The sequence below is a fragment of the Falsiroseomonas stagni DSM 19981 genome, from assembly GCF_900114315.1.
Classification (GTDB): domain Bacteria; phylum Pseudomonadota; class Alphaproteobacteria; order Acetobacterales; family Acetobacteraceae; genus Falsiroseomonas; species Falsiroseomonas stagni.
The window spans coordinates 1-13,993 of sequence record NZ_FOSQ01000021.1; the positions used below are offsets into that span (position 1 = coordinate 1).

Here is a 13,993-nt window from a genome sequence, read left to right on the forward strand (position 1 = left end):
CACCAGACCGGCGGCAAGCTCCAGGTCCCGGAGAACATCAGCCTGCTACCATTGCCGCCCTACTCGCCCGAGTTGAACCCGGTCGAGAACGTCTGGCAGTTCCTGCGCCAGAACCAGCTCAGCAACCGGGTCTACGAAACCTACGACGCTATCGTCGATGCGTGCTGCGATGCCTGGAACGCCCTCATCAACGATCCAAGCCGCATCACCTCCATCGCCACCCGCGACTACGCACAGGTCAACCGTTGAGGGCGTTGGTATAAGGTACTTCAGCCGGCAGGATCTGGAAAACGCTGCGGCGTCGGGGGAACGGCTGCAGATCCGTGTCCTGGGCCTCGCCAGCATAGCGTCTGACGTAACGGCAGATCTCGCGAGAGCGGCGATTGATTCCGTCACGGTGTTCGGCGCGCTGCAGGCCAGCGCCGAGGTCAAGGCTGCACTGGCTGATCGGATGATCTGAATGGGTCGCCAGACATAGCCCGCGGCCCATTCACCTGGCGAGGTAAGCGGTTCCCCAACCGCGCCGATGGTTTCCACAGCAGTCCGCGAAGCACCCCGGGGAAGCGTCCCAGCGCTTCCGCCTGCGATCGTTATGCCCAAACGCATTTGAGCCTCTTGATGATTCCCTCTTCATACCGGGGCCGGACTACACGCCGGCCGGTGAAAGCAGTTTTGATGAAGATCCCTTCGGCGACGCGCCTGATGGAAGCTACACGCCTCACCCGGGCGGGGAGGCTGATGGAGGCAACTGCCCTGCTGCGCAGCCATCTGCACCAAGAGGCGCCGCCATCTGTTCCAAGGCATAAAGGCGCGCGAAGCCAGCATCCGACTGGGCAGATCGTCGACATCGATCCTGAAAGCGGTGCGGCCGTTGGCGGTGCCGGGCAGTCGGGGCAATTCCTGTCAGGCACGCACCGCAGCGATCAGGGCAGCATCACCTTCAAGCTCTACGTGCCGCCCAAGATGCTGGGGGCCCGGCCGCCGCTGATTGTCATGCTGCACGGCTGCACAGAATCGCCCGATGATTTCGCAGCCGGCACACGCATGAACGCCCAGGGGGAAAAGGAGGGCTGCCTGGTCGTCTATCCCTGCCAATCCTCCGCGGCGAACGCGCAGCGGTGTTGGAACTGGTTCAATCCGGCTGATCAGACACGAGGTCAGGGCGAGCCCGCACTCATCGCTGGGATCACCCGGCAGGTGATGCGGGATCACGCGGTTGACCCGACACGGGTGTATGCGGCTGGACTTTCAGCGGGCGGTGCGGCGGCGGCCATCATGGGGGCCGTCTATCCGGAGGTTTATGCGGCGATCGGCGTCCATTCCGGCCTTGCTTGTGGCGCTGCGCGGGATCTGCCGTCTGCCTTCGCTGCCATGCGCGGCGGGATTGCCGCGCCGCCGCCACGCACGGAATCACGCGTTGTGCCGACGATCGTCTTTCATGCTGATCGGGACGGCACAGTTCATCCGCGAAACGGCGATCACGTAGTGGCGCAGGCCGGTGGTGATGGCAGTGCATACCGCGTGACCGTCGAACAGGGCCGTGTGCCTGGCGGCCATCGCTACAGCCGACACTGCCACGTCGATCGCGACGGCATGATTGCTCTGGAGCAGTGGACCATCCATGGCGGTGGTCACGCTTGGTCCGGAGGAAGCGAACGCGGTTCTTATACAGACCCCAAGGGGCCCGACGCCTCGCGCGAGATGCTAAGGTTCTTCCTCGCCCATCAGCATCCCGCGCCATGGTGATGATACGCGAGACATCGGAAAGAGGCGTTGCACCAACGGGGAACCCGCGAGCGCATGGCCGGCGCAATTCCCGGCGAGGTCAAGCTGCGGCCGAAGCCGGCCCATCGCGGTGATCCGGCGGGCCGGACAGCCTGATCGCACCATTGGGCTCACGCAGGACATAGCCGCGACCCCAGACGGTGCCGATCAGTTCGGCCGCACCAGCATTGGCAAGCTTCTTGCGGAGCTTGCAGATGAACACGTCGATGATCTTGACCTCCGGCTCGTCCATCCCGCCGTAGAGGTGGTTCAGGAAGGCTTCCTTGGTCAGCACCACCCCCTTGCGCAGGGTAAGCAATTCAAGCACGGCGTATTCCTTGCCGGTGAGATGCACCGCGCGCCCATCAACCAGGACCTCACGTGAGCCGAGATTCAGAGTCAGGGGCCCGACCGACAGCGTCGGCTGGCTGAAGCCCTTGGCGCGGCGGACAATGGCCTGAATACGGGCGACGAGTTCCTGCTGGTCGAATGGCTTGGTGATATAGTCGTCAGCACCCATGCCGAAGCCGCGAACCTTGGCCTGCGGCCGGGTGAGGCCCGACAAAATCAGAACCGGTGTTTCCACCCGGGCCGCGCGGAGGCGGCGAACCACCTCATAGCCCTCCATGTCGGGCAGCATGAGGTCCAGGACCACGATATCGTAGTCATAGAGGCGCGCGAGCTCCAGCGCCTCCTCCCCCGTATCGGCCGTGTCGATGATCATGGCCGCCGCCTTGAGTGCCAAGGCAACTCCACGCGCTACGATTGTATCGTCTTCAACCAGAAGGACACGCATGCGCCGGCTCCACACACCTGATGCGTGTAGAGATACCACCTTTACGCGACATGTGAAGAGCTGATTCATCCGAAAAATGGATCATGTTGAAAGATGGTATAAAAAACGAGAGAAAGATTGACTATTTATGACACATTCCCTGGCCCAGCGATTGGCGTGCGCTGAAGCGTTAATGAGCCCAGCACCCTTAACCCAACAGCAAGGCCAGATCGTCGCGGTCGACCAGAGTGGCGTCATGCTTGGCGGGTTCAGGCCTCCGCTCGCCCTTCGGGACCGCGTGGTCGTCATGGACCGCAGCAATGATCCTGTTGTGGCGGAGATTGTCGGGACACGCGACGGTCAGGCCAGGGCGGCGATACTGGGCGATGGCGACGGCCTGGCCGAAGGCGCCGCGGCACGCACCAAGCCCTCGGACGGCCTGACAATTGGCCATGCGTGGCTGGGGCGAGTTCTTGATCCAACCGGCAAACCTCTGGACGGACGTTCCGATCCGCCGCCCTCCCTCTACCGATGCACAACCAGGCGCCAGCCACCACAGCCAGGCACGCGGCAGCGTCTTGGGTCTGCGGTGTCGCTCGGCGTGCGGGCCCTGGACTGCTTCTGCACCACCCGCGAAGGACAACGGCTTGGTCTGTTCGCTGCATCAGGTGTCGGCAAATCGACACTCCTTGCGACGCTGGCCCGGTCCGACGACTTCGACGTGACGGTTGTCGGCCTGATCGGGGAGCGGGGCCGCGAACTCCGGGAATTTGTCGAGGACGATCTGGGACCCGCGGGGCTCGCCCGCAGCGTTGTCATCTGCGCCACCTCCGATGCCGCCGCTGCGGTCCGACGGGAGGCGGCCTACGCTGCCATGGCGGCCGCGGAACACTTCCGCGACCGTGGTCAGCGCGTGCTGCTCCTGCTCGACTCAGTCACACGATTTGCGCATGCATGCCGCGAGATCGGGCTCGCAGCGGGCGAACCGCCAGCGACGCGCGGATATCCCCCCAGCGTCTTCCGGGAGCTGCCTGCACTGCTGGAGCGCGCAGGCCCGGGCGGTCCTGAGGCTGGAAGCATCACGGCGCTGATCACCGTGCTGGTTGAGGGCGACGATCACGATGAACCCATCGCTGATTCCGTCCGCGGTATCCTCGACGGCCATGTGGTGCTGGACCGGCGTATCGCGGAAGGAGGCCGCTATCCGGCCATCGATGTCCTGCGGAGCCTGTCGCGATCAGTGCCCGGCAGCCAGACCGCCGAGCAGGCGGCTCTTGTCGTGCGAGCTCGGCGCCTTCTGTCGCTGCATGATGGTGTTGCCGATCTCGTCCGACTGGGGGCGTACCGGGCCGGAGCCGATGTGGAGACCGATCTTGCGCTGCGCGCCGCACCACGGATCAACGCCGTGCTGAGTCAGAAAAAAGGCGAGATCAGCACACTGGAAGAAGCATTTGCCGCACTAGCCCGGGCCTTGAACGATGAGCCGTCCTGATCCCCTGGCGATCCTTCGCCTGGTGCGCCGTACCGAACTGGAGGCGGCAAGGCTGCAGGTCGCCGAGGCATTCGATCGGCGGCAGAAGGCGGAACACGCCATGGCTGCAATGGCCAGCAACCTGGCGCGGGAGCGCCAATGCGCAGAGCCAAGCAGCTATGCTTCCTGGGCACCGGCCGCCCAGGCCAGGCTCGCGACCCTGACAACACATCTCAAGCGGGAAGAAACCGCCGAAGTCGCAGCGCAGCACCGCCTGGCCACGACCAAGCTTGCCGAGCAGCTGATCATGGATGAGCAGGAACGGCGCAGGAAGGCTGCGCGCCGCCAGCGACTCGCCCGAGAACAGAGGCGGCTGGACGATCGCTGACATACTCACCACGCTGACAGGAACCCGGATCCCGTCAACGCCGGACCGGTAGCGGCCCGGCCGAGACGATGACCGTCAATGCACCCCGGGCTGGCGCAAGCCGATGCCGCCCGCTGGAGGCATGTGCCCTGATGGAACGATGGTTGCCTGAGAAAGCGCGATCGCCAGATCGCACAACGCCTCCAGGATGCGCACGGCGGCCCGGTACTGAGCGCTGCCGATCGGTGCCTCCGCACATACCCTCGCGGCGGCCCGGCGGGCAGCGTCCGCGGCCTGCATCGCGGCCAGCCGGGTTTCGGGGGTCATAAGGCGAGGGGTGCGAGCCATGTCCAACGCGATAGCAGCCGTCCCGCATCAATGTGTGAACGGCGCCTATGCTGGGCGATTGACCGCCATCAGGCAGCAGGCAGGCCCCCGGCGACTGCGTCCGGTTGCGTCGCGCCGTTGGTCAACAGCCTGCCGGCAGCGTCCGCTGCGAGGCCGACACGCTGCGCATGGGACGATTTCACTGGCACGCTGAGGGGTTCTGCACTGCAAAGCCCATCATCCGGAACGCATCCCATCCGAAATCCGGATGGCATCCACGGAGTTTAAAGGGAGGAAGCTCGTGCGACGGATGGAGGCGGTGCGCCGGGACCGAGCGCCTGTCTCCTCCTTGGCGATGCAAAGCGCCTCGTCAATATCAGGCGCAATCACGCAGTCCGACGCCCGCCCTGTGCAATCGATCCACCAAGCAAACACGCCGCGCGCGCCGCTCACCGTCAAGCAAACTGGGCATATCTTACCCGAGACAGCGAGCAGCATTGGCGGCCTTGGAAAATCAGAGCCGTCCCAGCCTCAGGATCGCCCGGGCCATTGTCTGAGCGCGTGGCACCAGGCTCGCGATTTCAAGGTATTCCTCAGGCGTATGCGCCCGCCCGCCCACGGGACCGACGGCACAGAGTGTCGGTGCGCCCATGGCCGCGGTGAAGCCGCTATCGGCGCAGCCTCCGCTGAACTCACCCTCTGGCTCGAAGCCGGTCTCCCGCGCCGCATCGCGATACAGGTCGAACAGGCGCTTCGCGTCCGGCGACTGCGTCAGGGGCAGGAACTCCCCCTTGATGGTGAGCGTCGCGCGCGTGCCAGGGACGAAGCTTTTCGCGATGATGGCCTCGATCCTTGCCATCACCTCGTCTCGATCCGCGGGCTCCACATAGCGCAGGTCGATCTGCCCCTGCGCCCAGGGCGCCACGGTATTCACGGACTGGCCGCCGCTGACGAGGCCGACATTCAGCGTGATGCCGCGCTTGAGGTCCGTCAGCGCATGGATGGCCGTGATCTTCGCTGCCAGTTCGCCGATGGCGCTGATGCCAGCTTCGAAGTTACCCCCGGAATGCGCAGCCTTGCCCTCGATGTCGAACACCGAAAAGACGCCGCCCTTGCGGCCCGTGACGATGCCGCCGGTGGGCCGGCCCGGTTCGGAATTGAAGACCACGCGCGCGGCCCGGGCCTCGGCCTCGATCACCGGGCGGCCCTCCGGGCTGCCGATTTCCTCATCCCCGGTGAACAGCGCCACCAGCGGGCCCGGCGCGCCGCCGAACTTCCGGAAGGCGGCCAGGACGAACATGTTCATCACCAACCCTGCCTTCATGTCGGCGACGCCGGGGCCATAGGCGAGGCCGCCCTCGACCCTGAAGGGCCGCCGCTCCGGCTCCCCCTTCGGAAAGACGGTGTCACGATGGCCCATCAGCACGATGTTTTGCCTGCTGTTCCCCCCGCTCAGGCCGTCGCCGCCCTCGACCGTCGCGCGGATGCAATCGCCATGCTTCTGCTGGTGCAGCACCTCGGTCGGGATGCCCTGCGCATCCATGAAGCGCCGCACCTGCGCGCCCACGCGGTCCACGCCTTCCTTGTCGTAGCTGCCGCCATCGGTATCAACCATTTCCCGTAGTGTCGCAATCATCGCCTCCTGCTGCTGTGACAGCCAGGCGAGGATCTCGGTCTCGGACGACATGGGGGCATTCTCCGTCAGCGGGGGGCGCATTCAAGCGCCTCCCGCCGCGGAGCGGAAGCTACTCGACCCTGCCGATACGCTGCACGGCGCGCACCAGCCGCGCGCTGTCCTCCGCGAAGAACGCGGCGAATTCAGGCGCGTCCATGTAGCGCACCGGGGCGCCGGCGGCGGTGAAGGCCTGCACCAGTTGCGGGTCCTGCACCGCGTCCCGCATCGCCTCCCGCAGCCGCTGCATCACCGGCGCCGGTGTCGCGGCAGGCGCGAACATGCCGGCCCAGATATAGAACTCGACATCCGCGAAACCCTTCTCGATGAAGGTCGGCACCTCTGGGAAGGCGGCCACGCGCTCCCTCCCCCAGCAGCCCAGCACGCGGATGCGGCCATCCCGGGCATGCTGCGTCAGAGTCCCCGGCGCGGAGGCGAGCGCCTGGATCTGTCCGCCCAGCAACGCCGTGATCGCCGGCCCCGCCCCGGTGAAGGGCACGTGCAGCAGGCGGATATTGGCCGAGGCCGCCAGCATCTCCATCGCCACGTGGAGCGTGCCGTAGGTGCCGGAAGATCCATATGGGATGTTCCCAGGATTGGCCCGCGCCGCGGCGATGAACTCCTCCATCGTGCGCCAGGGGGCGGAAGCCGGGACCGCGAGCATGGTCGGGTCCGCGTTGACCAGCGCGACCGGCGCGAACTGGTCGGCGGTGTAGGGCGGCGCGCGGTTGAACAGGCGCTCCGCCTCCGGGATTACGGCCAGGGAGGACAGCGCCATCACCAACGTATAGCCATCCGGCGCGCTGCGGGCGACGAAGCCGTTGCCGATGGCCCCCGCCGCGCCGCCGCGGTTCTGCACCACCACGGGCTGCCGGAGGATCCTCTCCAGCGCCCCAGCCACGGGGCGGGCGGCGAGGTCGGCCTGGCCGCCCGGCGGGAAGGGCACGACCAAGTTGATGGGGCGACTTGGGTAGTCGGTGCCCTGCGCCTTCGCCAGCCCTGGGGCGGCGAAGGGGACAAGCGCGGAAGCGGCCAGCAGGCTGCGGCGATTGATCGTCATTCTTGTTCCTCCCGTTGGTCAGGCGTCCCCTCCCCCGCCGATACGAGGGAGGGAGATATCCGTTCAGGCGACGGGGTTCTCCAGGATACCGATGCCCGGCACCTCGATCCGCACCACATCGCCGGCCTTCATGAACCTCGGTGGGTTGAAGCCGATGCCGACGCCAGCCGGCGTGCCCGTCGCGATCACGTCGCCCGGCTCCAGCGTGATGGCGGCGCTGATCGCCTCCACCAGGGTCGGGATGTCGAAGATGAGGTCGGAGACAGGGGCGTGCTGCCGCTGGTCCCCATTCAGCCAGGTCGTGAGGACCAGCTTCGTCGGGTCCGGGCACTCATCCGCCGTCAGGATGGCCGGGCCCATGGGCGCGAAAGTGTCGAGGCCCTTGCCCAGGATCCACTGGCTGTGGCGCCTCTGCAGGTGCCGTGCCGTCACGTCATTGACGATGGTGTAGCCGAAGACGTGCTTCAGCGCGTCCGCCTTGCTGATACCGCGCCCGCCCGTGCCGATGACGACGCCGAGTTCGCCCTCGTAGTCGAGCCCCCCCGTCGGGTCCATCGCGCTGAGGATCGGCTCCCCATTCGCGATGATGCTGGTGTGCGGCTTGCTGAAGACGACGGGGAACGGGGGCACCACATCCTTGGCGCCGCCATCGAAGCCCGATCCAGCAAACTCCTTCGCGTGCTCGTGATAGTTCTTGCCCACGCAGAAGATGTTCTTGGGCGTCCGCGGGATCGGCGCCAGCAGCGTCGCGCCCGCTACGACCGGCGCCTTGGCCGCCGCGGCCTGCGCCGCCGCCACGGCCCCCGCCGCGATCAGCCCGACCATATCCGTGGGCAGACCCGCATCGACGGCAGTGATGTCGAGCACCTGGCCCGCCGCATCCAGCGCGCCCACGCGCGTGCCCCTGCCATCCTTGAACGTCACCAGCCGCATCGCGCGGGTCTCCCGGTCAGTTGAGCTTGGCGCGCATCTGCCCGGATTCGGCGGGGTTGGCCAGGGGGAGAGAGGCCGCCGTCTCCAGGGCGCGGGCCGCGCGGAAGGCGAGGTCGTCCCGGTAGAGCGCCGCCGCCACCTGCACGCCGCGCGGCATGCCGGCCTCATCAAGGCCGATCGGCACGGCAATGGCGGGCTGGCGGGTCAGGTTGAAGGCGAAAGTCCAGGGTGCCCAGTCCCGCCACAGCGCCTCTACCGGGCGGATGGTCGGCGCATCGGCGTCCAGCGCCGCGGTCGGCGTCGCCGCCGTCAGGATCAGGTCATAACGCTGGTGGAAGCGCGCCATGGCATGCCCGCATTCCACGCGCAGCATGTCGGCGCCAAGGAAATCGGCCGCCCCCATGTCGCCCATCTTCCGGGCGACTTCCTCGATCCCCGCATCCAACTGGCCACGCTTCTCCTCGGCCGTGCCGGTCCAGATGCGGGCGATGGCCACGCCCCAGACGCGGGAGAAGATGGCGCGCGTATCGGGCAGCTGGGGGTCCGCCTCCTCCACGATCGCGCCCTGCTCCGCCAGCAGCTTGGCCGCTACCTGCAGAGCGGCCTCCCCTTCCTCGTCCAGCGGCGGCTCGAAGCCCAGGCGCCGCACCACGGCCACGCGGAGGCCCGCCACGCCCTGGTCCATGCCAGCGCGCCAGTCACGTGGGTCATCCGGCAGGCAGACGGGGTCGCGCAGGTCGTGCCGCGCCATGGCGGACATCATCAGAGCGGCGTCGCCCACGCTGCGCGTCATCGGCCCCGCGCAGGCGACGGCGGAGAAGGCGCCATGCGGCCATTGCGGGATGCGCCCGTAGCTCGGCTTCACGCCGACAAGACCGCAATAGGCGGCGGGAATGCGGATCGATCCGCCGGCATCGGTGCCGATATGCAGCGGCCCGAAGCAGGCCGCCCCGGCCGCGCCGGCGCCCGACGAACTACCCCCGGGCGTGCGTTGCGGGTTCCAGGGGTTACGGGTGATGCCGTGCAGCGGGCAGTCGCCCGGCGTCTTCCAGCCGAATTCCGTCGTCGTCGTCTTGCCGATGATGACAGCCCCCGCCGCCTTCAGCCCCACTACCGCCGGCGCATCCTCCGTCGCCGGAGTCGGATCCGTCACCAGGCTGCCGCGTCGCGTCGGGAAGCCCGCGATGTTCAGCAGGTCCTTCACCGTGCAGGGCACGCCGTCCAGGATGCCCACCGGCCGCCCGACGGCCCAGCGCGCCTCGCTCTCCCCCGCCTCCCGCAGGGCGCGGGGATTCATGGTGGCGAAGGCGTTGACCCAGGGGTTGTAGCGGGCGATCCGCTCCGTCACCGCCTTCAGCGCCTCGACCGGGGAGAGCGCGCGGCGCGCATAGAGCGAGAGAAGCTGTTCCGCGGTCATCAGCGCGGGATCGGTCGGTGTCGTCATGCGGGGCTTCCAGGGGGGCTCTGTGGCGGGCAGCATGGCGCCGCACCGCCTCCGAGGAAACCCCGATGCCAGAACCGACGCCCCCCTGGGAACTGACCGAGCCCGAGTGGCGGAAGATCGTCGGCCGCGCCCGCGCCGGCCGCAGCCTGCGCCCCGCATCCTGGCCCGGCGGCGCCCGCTGCTGCGTGACCCTGTCCTTCGACGCGGACCATGAGACGGGGCCGCTGCGCGACTCCGACGACAGCCCCATGCGCATCAGCCAGGGCCAGTACGGGTCCCGCCAGGGCATCCCGCGCATCCGCGCCCTGATGGCGAAGCACGGCATCCCCGCGACCTTCTTCTACCCCGCCGTCAGCGCCATGCTGCACCCCGAGGAGATTCGCGCGGTCGCCGACGAGGGCCATGAGATCGGCATCCATTCCTGGATTCATGAGGCCAACACCAAGCTGCCCCAGGGCGTGGAGCGCGACCTGACCCTGCGATCGGCCGATATGCTGGAGAAGCTGTCCGGCCAGCGCCCCGTCGGCATCCGCACGGCGTCCTGGGACTTCTCGATCGACACGCTGTCGATCATCAAGGAGATGGGGCTGCTATACGACAGCTCCCTCATGGCCGATGACGATGCCTATGAGCTGCTGGACCAGGGCGAGCCCACCGGCATCGTGGAACTGCCGCCGGAATGGATCCGTGACGACGCGGTCTATTTCAACATGCTCCGCTTCAGCGGGCTGCGGCCCTACACGCCGCCCTCCGCGGTGGAGGAGATCTTCACGGCGGAGTTCGACGGCGCCTATGCGGAAGGCGGCATGTTTCTGCTGACCATGCACCCGCACATCATCGGCCACCGGTCCCGCCTGCCCCTCCTCGACCGCCTCATCACCCGCATGAAGAAGCATGAGGGCGTGTGGTTCGCGACCCACGCCCAGGCCGCGCAATGGTGCAAGGACCATGGCGGCACAGGCTGATCAAGGCTGGCTGAGCGCTTGTGCATCGAGGCCCGGAAGTGGTGCGCTGCGGGAATGAGTCGATCGATACGAGCGGGCGGTGATGCTCAGGCGCGGCGCCGTTTCGGACCCTGGCGGCTGCTGCTGGCGGCGCTGATCGCGCTGCTGGCGCCCCCCCCGGCCCTGGCGCAGGACCGCGTGCTGCAGGCCGGCTGGTACGCCAGCGAACCGCAGCAATACCTGCGCCAGGGGGAGCTTACCGGCCTCGACATCGAGATGGTGCGCGCCATCGCCCGCAAGGTGGGTGAGGATGTCCGCTTCGTCCCCATGGGCTACCTGCCGCTGCTGGAAGCCGTTGCGGCGGGCCGGATGGATCTGGCGACCGGCATCCCGCAGACGGAGGAGCGCGCCCGGCGTTACGCCTTCTCCCTGCCTTACAGGCACGACGTCAACGTGCTGGTGGTCCGGCGTGGGGAGGGCGCGCGGCTGCGCTTCACCGATGCCGAGGGGCTCGCCGCCTTCCTGGCCCAGGACCGGCAGTTCCGCCTTGGCGTCCGTGCCGGCTTCTCCTACTTCAACGCGGCGCTCGACGCCTTCATCGCCTCACCCTCCATTTCCGGGCGCGTGCGCCCTGCCAATGACGATGCGACCAACATCCGGCGCCTGCTGGCCGGGGAGATCGATGGCTTCCTGGCGGAACGCCTGTCCGTCGCCCTGACCATCACCAGCCTCGGCGCCGCGACGTGGGTGGAGGAGGCGCCGATGCGCATCATGATCCCGCTCCACCTGGCCTTCAGCCCGGGCACGGTGACGCCCGCCATGCTCGGCCGCTTCGACGCGGCGATCGAGATGCTGACGGAGGACGGAACGCTGGACCGCATCGCGGCGCGCTTCCGCTTCCCCATCCTGCTGTCCCTATCCATCGAGGGGCGGTGGTTCCTGGTGCTGCAGATCACCGGCGCCGTCGCCAGCGCGCTGGCCGGCGCGCTGGCGGCGCGGCACAGCGGCTGGTCGCTGTTCGGCGCCTTCGTGCTGGCGGCCATCACCGCCGCGGCCGGCGGCGTGCTGCGGGACCTGCTGGTAGGGCGCTATCCCCTTGGGATCCTGCGCAATCCCCTGTTCCTGCAGCTCATCCTCGGCACCGTTCTGGTGGTCTGGGCGGTGATGCATGGCTGGGCGCTGCTGCGGGGGCGTGCCATCCTGGCCTTCTGGATCGCGCAGGTTGCGGTGGCGATGCGCCAGCGCCGCGCGGATCGCTGGCTGTTCGACTTCGCCGATGCGCTCGGCCTCGGCGCCTCCACCGTGCTCGGCGTCACCATCGCCTTCGGCATGGGGGCGGACCCGCTCTGGCTCTGGGGACCGCTGCTCGGCACCATCACCGGCGCGGGGGGCGGCATCATCCGCGACGTGCTGCGCGGCGGCGGCAGCATCCCCAACCTGACCACGGGCTTCTATGGGGAGGTCGCGCTCATCTGGTCGCTGGCGCTGACCGCCTATCTGATGGTGCGCGGCCCGGGCATCGAGATCGATGAGGTGGCGCCCGCAGTGATCGTCGCCGTCATCGGCTGCGTGATCACGCGAATGACCGCGCTGGCCTTCCGGTGGAAGCCGCCCCGCATGCCCTGATGGCGCGCTTCCTGCATCGAATTGAGCAGTCCCGGTTTCCAGGAGCATCCATGTCCTCCCCCTTCGTCCCCGGCACGGCGGTCCGTCTTCCCGGCACGCCGGGCGGTCCGCTCACAGGCCTGACCTTCGCCGCCAAGGACCTGTTCGATGTCGCCGGCCACCCGACAGGCGGCGGCAACCCGGACTGGGCGCGCCAGAATCCCATCCCGACGCGCCATGCCTGGGCGGTGCAGGCGATGCTGGATGCCGGCGCCACGCTGGTCGGCAAGACCATCACGGATGAGGTCTCGCTCGGCATCCTCGGCGAGAATGCCTTCGAGGGCACGCCACTGAACCCCGCGGCGCCGGGCCATGTGCCGGGCGGTTCCTCCTCCGGTTCCGCCAGCGCCGTCGCGCAGGGGATCTGCGACACGGCGCTGGGCACGGATACCGGTGGCTCCGTCCGCGTGCCCGCCAGCTTCTGCGGGCTCTACGGCATCCGCCCGACGCATGGGCGACTGGACCTGACGGGGATGCTGCCGCAGGCGCCGTCCTCTGACACTACCGGCTGGTTCGCCCGCGATGCCGCCACCTTCGCCCGCGTCTCGGCCGTGCTGCTGGAAGAGGCGATCGAGGGGCCACTGCCGGCGCGGCTGGTGATCGCCATCGACGCATTCGGCTTCGCCGACCTCGCGGCGGCGGAAGCCATTACCCCGATCCTCAACCGCCTGAAGCGCCTGGTGCCGGATTGGCAGGAGGAGGTGATGGCGCCGCAGGGCCTCACCACCTGGTCCCGCGCCCAGCGCACCCTGCAACCCGTGGAGGCGTGGGAGACCTTTCGCACCTGGGTGGAGCGCGACAACCCACGCTTCGCCTTCAGCGTCGCCCGCGGCCTGGTCATGGCGGCGATGACGCCGGAGGCCGATCGCGGCTGGGCGGCGCTGGTGCGGCGGGAGGCCCGCGGCCGGCTCCGCCACCTGCTGCCGCCGGGCACCATCCTGGCCATGCCCACCGCGCCCTTCGCGGCGCCGAAGACGGCGCTTCCGCTGCCGGAAATCGATGGCATCCGCGCCGCCATCAACGTGCTCTGCGCCCATGGCGGCCTGGCCGGCCACCCACAAATCAGCATCCCCGGCGCCACGCTCGATGGCCGCCCCATCGGCCTCAGCCTGCTTGCCGCGCGCGGCGCCGATGCCATGCTGGTGCGCACCGCCCTGGCCCTGGAGAGCATCTGATGGACGTGAACATCCCGGAGGTCGTGGAGGAGATCCGCACCCTCTTCGAACGCTACGAGCAGGCGTTGGTCGACAAGGATGTCGAGGTCCTGGACGCCACCTTCTGGAACAGTCCCCACACCATCCGCTACGCCATCCATGAGAACGGCTATGGCTTCCAGGAAATCCACGCCCACCGCGTACGCCGCCCGCCCGGCCCCGGCATCAAGCTGGCGCACCGCCGCCTGGTGATCACCACGCTGGGGCGCGACTTCGCCACGGTGAACCTGGAATTCGACATGCGCGGCCGCACTACGACCGGACGACAGAGCCAGACCTGGGTTCGCTTTCCACAAACCGGCTGGAAGGTCGTGTCAGCGCATGTGTCGGTGACGGAGGCATCACCCGCCTACTGAC

15 protein-coding genes are annotated in these 13,993 nt (G+C 68.1%); 9 read left to right on the forward strand and 6 right to left on the reverse strand.

Annotated features, from left to right (window positions below; all coding sequences use genetic code 11):
- The 3 genes from BM041_RS27865 to BM041_RS27875 all read left to right on the forward strand — a co-directional run.
- The coding region (locus BM041_RS27865) for a transposase (protein ID WP_175534017.1) at positions 1-249 on the forward strand (249 nt) is incomplete at its 5' end.
- The gene (locus tag BM041_RS27870; protein WP_245762295.1) at positions 170-460 is read left to right on the forward strand and encodes a hypothetical protein; all 291 of its coding nucleotides are present in this window, start codon (positions 170-172) and stop codon (positions 458-460) included. The genes BM041_RS27865 and BM041_RS27870, both read left to right, overlap by 80 nt.
- Before the next feature lie 215 nt (positions 461-675).
- The gene (locus tag BM041_RS27875; RefSeq protein ID WP_175534220.1) at positions 676-1,746 is read left to right on the forward strand and encodes an extracellular catalytic domain type 1 short-chain-length polyhydroxyalkanoate depolymerase; all 1,071 of its coding nucleotides are present in this window, start codon (positions 676-678) and stop codon (positions 1,744-1,746) included.
- Between the two features lie 79 nt (positions 1,747-1,825).
- Here BM041_RS27875 and ctrA read toward each other — a convergent pair whose 3' ends face one another.
- Positions 1,826-2,560 carry a response regulator transcription factor CtrA gene (ctrA, locus tag BM041_RS27880; protein ID WP_092963200.1) on the reverse strand — a complete coding sequence of 245 codons (735 nt, stop codon included), beginning with the start codon at positions 2,558-2,560 and terminating at the stop codon, positions 1,826-1,828.
- A gap of 172 nt (positions 2,561-2,732) precedes the next feature.
- Between ctrA and BM041_RS27885 the strand changes: the two genes are divergently transcribed.
- The gene (locus BM041_RS27885; RefSeq protein ID WP_175534221.1) at positions 2,733-4,031 is read left to right on the forward strand and encodes a FliI/YscN family ATPase; all 1,299 of its coding nucleotides are present in this window, start codon (positions 2,733-2,735) and stop codon (positions 4,029-4,031) included.
- Positions 4,018-4,398, forward strand: coding sequence for a hypothetical protein (locus tag BM041_RS27890; protein ID WP_092963202.1), 381 nt, complete (start codon positions 4,018-4,020; stop codon positions 4,396-4,398). The genes BM041_RS27885 and BM041_RS27890 overlap by 14 nt, the downstream gene beginning before the upstream one ends.
- Before the next feature lie 75 nt (positions 4,399-4,473).
- On the opposite strand, the gene BM041_RS30855 is transcribed toward BM041_RS27890, so the two are convergent.
- From BM041_RS30855 to BM041_RS27915, 5 genes are all read right to left on the reverse strand, one after another.
- Positions 4,474-4,704: a hypothetical protein gene (locus tag BM041_RS30855; RefSeq protein ID WP_175534222.1), complete on the reverse strand. Its 231-nt coding sequence runs from the start codon at positions 4,702-4,704 to the stop codon at positions 4,474-4,476.
- 514 nt (positions 4,705-5,218) lie between these two features.
- The gene (locus BM041_RS27900; protein WP_092963255.1) at positions 5,219-6,391 is read right to left on the reverse strand and encodes a M20 family metallopeptidase; all 1,173 of its coding nucleotides are present in this window, start codon (positions 6,389-6,391) and stop codon (positions 5,219-5,221) included.
- A 58-nt stretch (positions 6,392-6,449) separates the two neighbouring features.
- Positions 6,450-7,436: a Bug family tripartite tricarboxylate transporter substrate binding protein gene (locus tag BM041_RS27905; RefSeq protein WP_217648869.1), complete on the reverse strand. Its 987-nt coding sequence runs from the start codon at positions 7,434-7,436 to the stop codon at positions 6,450-6,452.
- A gap of 63 nt (positions 7,437-7,499) precedes the next feature.
- A complete protein-coding gene (locus BM041_RS27910) occupies positions 7,500-8,369 on the reverse strand; it encodes a fumarylacetoacetate hydrolase family protein (RefSeq protein WP_092963204.1) in 870 nt (289 codons plus the stop codon).
- Positions 8,370-8,385: 16 nt separating this feature from the next.
- Positions 8,386-9,813, reverse strand: a complete 1,428-nt coding sequence (locus BM041_RS27915) for an amidase family protein (protein WP_092963205.1) — start codon at positions 9,811-9,813, stop codon at positions 8,386-8,388.
- 65 nt (positions 9,814-9,878) lie between these two features.
- Between BM041_RS27915 and BM041_RS27920 the strand changes: the two genes are divergently transcribed.
- From BM041_RS27920 to hpxZ, 4 genes are read left to right on the forward strand one after another with little or no spacing between them, the layout of a single operon-like run.
- Complete coding sequence (locus BM041_RS27920) at positions 9,879-10,778, forward strand: polysaccharide deacetylase family protein (protein WP_092963206.1); 900 nt, start codon at positions 9,879-9,881, stop codon at positions 10,776-10,778.
- A 54-nt stretch (positions 10,779-10,832) separates the two neighbouring features.
- The gene (locus BM041_RS27925; RefSeq protein WP_092963207.1) at positions 10,833-12,383 is read left to right on the forward strand and encodes a TRIC cation channel family protein; all 1,551 of its coding nucleotides are present in this window, start codon (positions 10,833-10,835) and stop codon (positions 12,381-12,383) included.
- A 50-nt stretch (positions 12,384-12,433) separates the two neighbouring features.
- On the forward strand, positions 12,434-13,597 hold the full coding sequence (locus BM041_RS27930) for an amidase (RefSeq protein WP_092963208.1): 1,164 nt from the start codon (positions 12,434-12,436) through the stop codon (positions 13,595-13,597).
- Complete coding sequence (gene hpxZ, locus BM041_RS27935; RefSeq protein WP_092963209.1) at positions 13,597-13,992, forward strand: oxalurate catabolism protein HpxZ; 396 nt, start codon at positions 13,597-13,599, stop codon at positions 13,990-13,992. Before BM041_RS27930 ends, hpxZ begins: the two co-directional genes overlap by 1 nt.
- Position 13,993: the final 1 nt, after the last annotated feature.

Excerpts from the sequence above, each read along its gene's own strand:
- BM041_RS27870 (WP_245762295.1), top strand. The coding sequence starts at position 170 with ATGCCTGGAACGCCCTCATCAACGATCCAAGCCGCATCACCTCCATCG.
- BM041_RS27875 (WP_175534220.1), top strand. The coding sequence starts at position 676 with ATGAAGATCCCTTCGGCGACGCGCCTGATGGAAGCTACACGCCTCACC.
- ctrA (WP_092963200.1), bottom strand. The coding sequence starts at position 2,560 with ATGCGTGTCCTTCTGGTTGAAGACGATACAATCGTAGCGCGTGGAGTT.
- BM041_RS27885 (WP_175534221.1), top strand. The coding sequence starts at position 2,733 with ATGAGCCCAGCACCCTTAACCCAACAGCAAGGCCAGATCGTCGCGGTC.
- BM041_RS27890 (WP_092963202.1), top strand. The coding sequence starts at position 4,018 with ATGAGCCGTCCTGATCCCCTGGCGATCCTTCGCCTGGTGCGCCGTACC.
- BM041_RS30855 (WP_175534222.1), bottom strand. The coding sequence starts at position 4,704 with ATGACCCCCGAAACCCGGCTGGCCGCGATGCAGGCCGCGGACGCTGCC.
- BM041_RS27900 (WP_092963255.1), bottom strand. The coding sequence starts at position 6,391 with ATGTCGTCCGAGACCGAGATCCTCGCCTGGCTGTCACAGCAGCAGGAG.
- BM041_RS27905 (WP_217648869.1), bottom strand. The coding sequence starts at position 7,436 with ATGACGATCAATCGCCGCAGCCTGCTGGCCGCTTCCGCGCTTGTCCCC.
- BM041_RS27910 (WP_092963204.1), bottom strand. The coding sequence starts at position 8,369 with ATGCGGCTGGTGACGTTCAAGGATGGCAGGGGCACGCGCGTGGGCGCG.
- BM041_RS27915 (WP_092963205.1), bottom strand. The coding sequence starts at position 9,813 with ATGACGACACCGACCGATCCCGCGCTGATGACCGCGGAACAGCTTCTC.
- BM041_RS27920 (WP_092963206.1), top strand. The coding sequence starts at position 9,879 with ATGCCAGAACCGACGCCCCCCTGGGAACTGACCGAGCCCGAGTGGCGG.
- BM041_RS27925 (WP_092963207.1), top strand. The coding sequence starts at position 10,833 with ATGAGTCGATCGATACGAGCGGGCGGTGATGCTCAGGCGCGGCGCCGT.
- BM041_RS27930 (WP_092963208.1), top strand. The coding sequence starts at position 12,434 with ATGTCCTCCCCCTTCGTCCCCGGCACGGCGGTCCGTCTTCCCGGCACG.
- hpxZ (WP_092963209.1), top strand. The coding sequence starts at position 13,597 with ATGGACGTGAACATCCCGGAGGTCGTGGAGGAGATCCGCACCCTCTTC.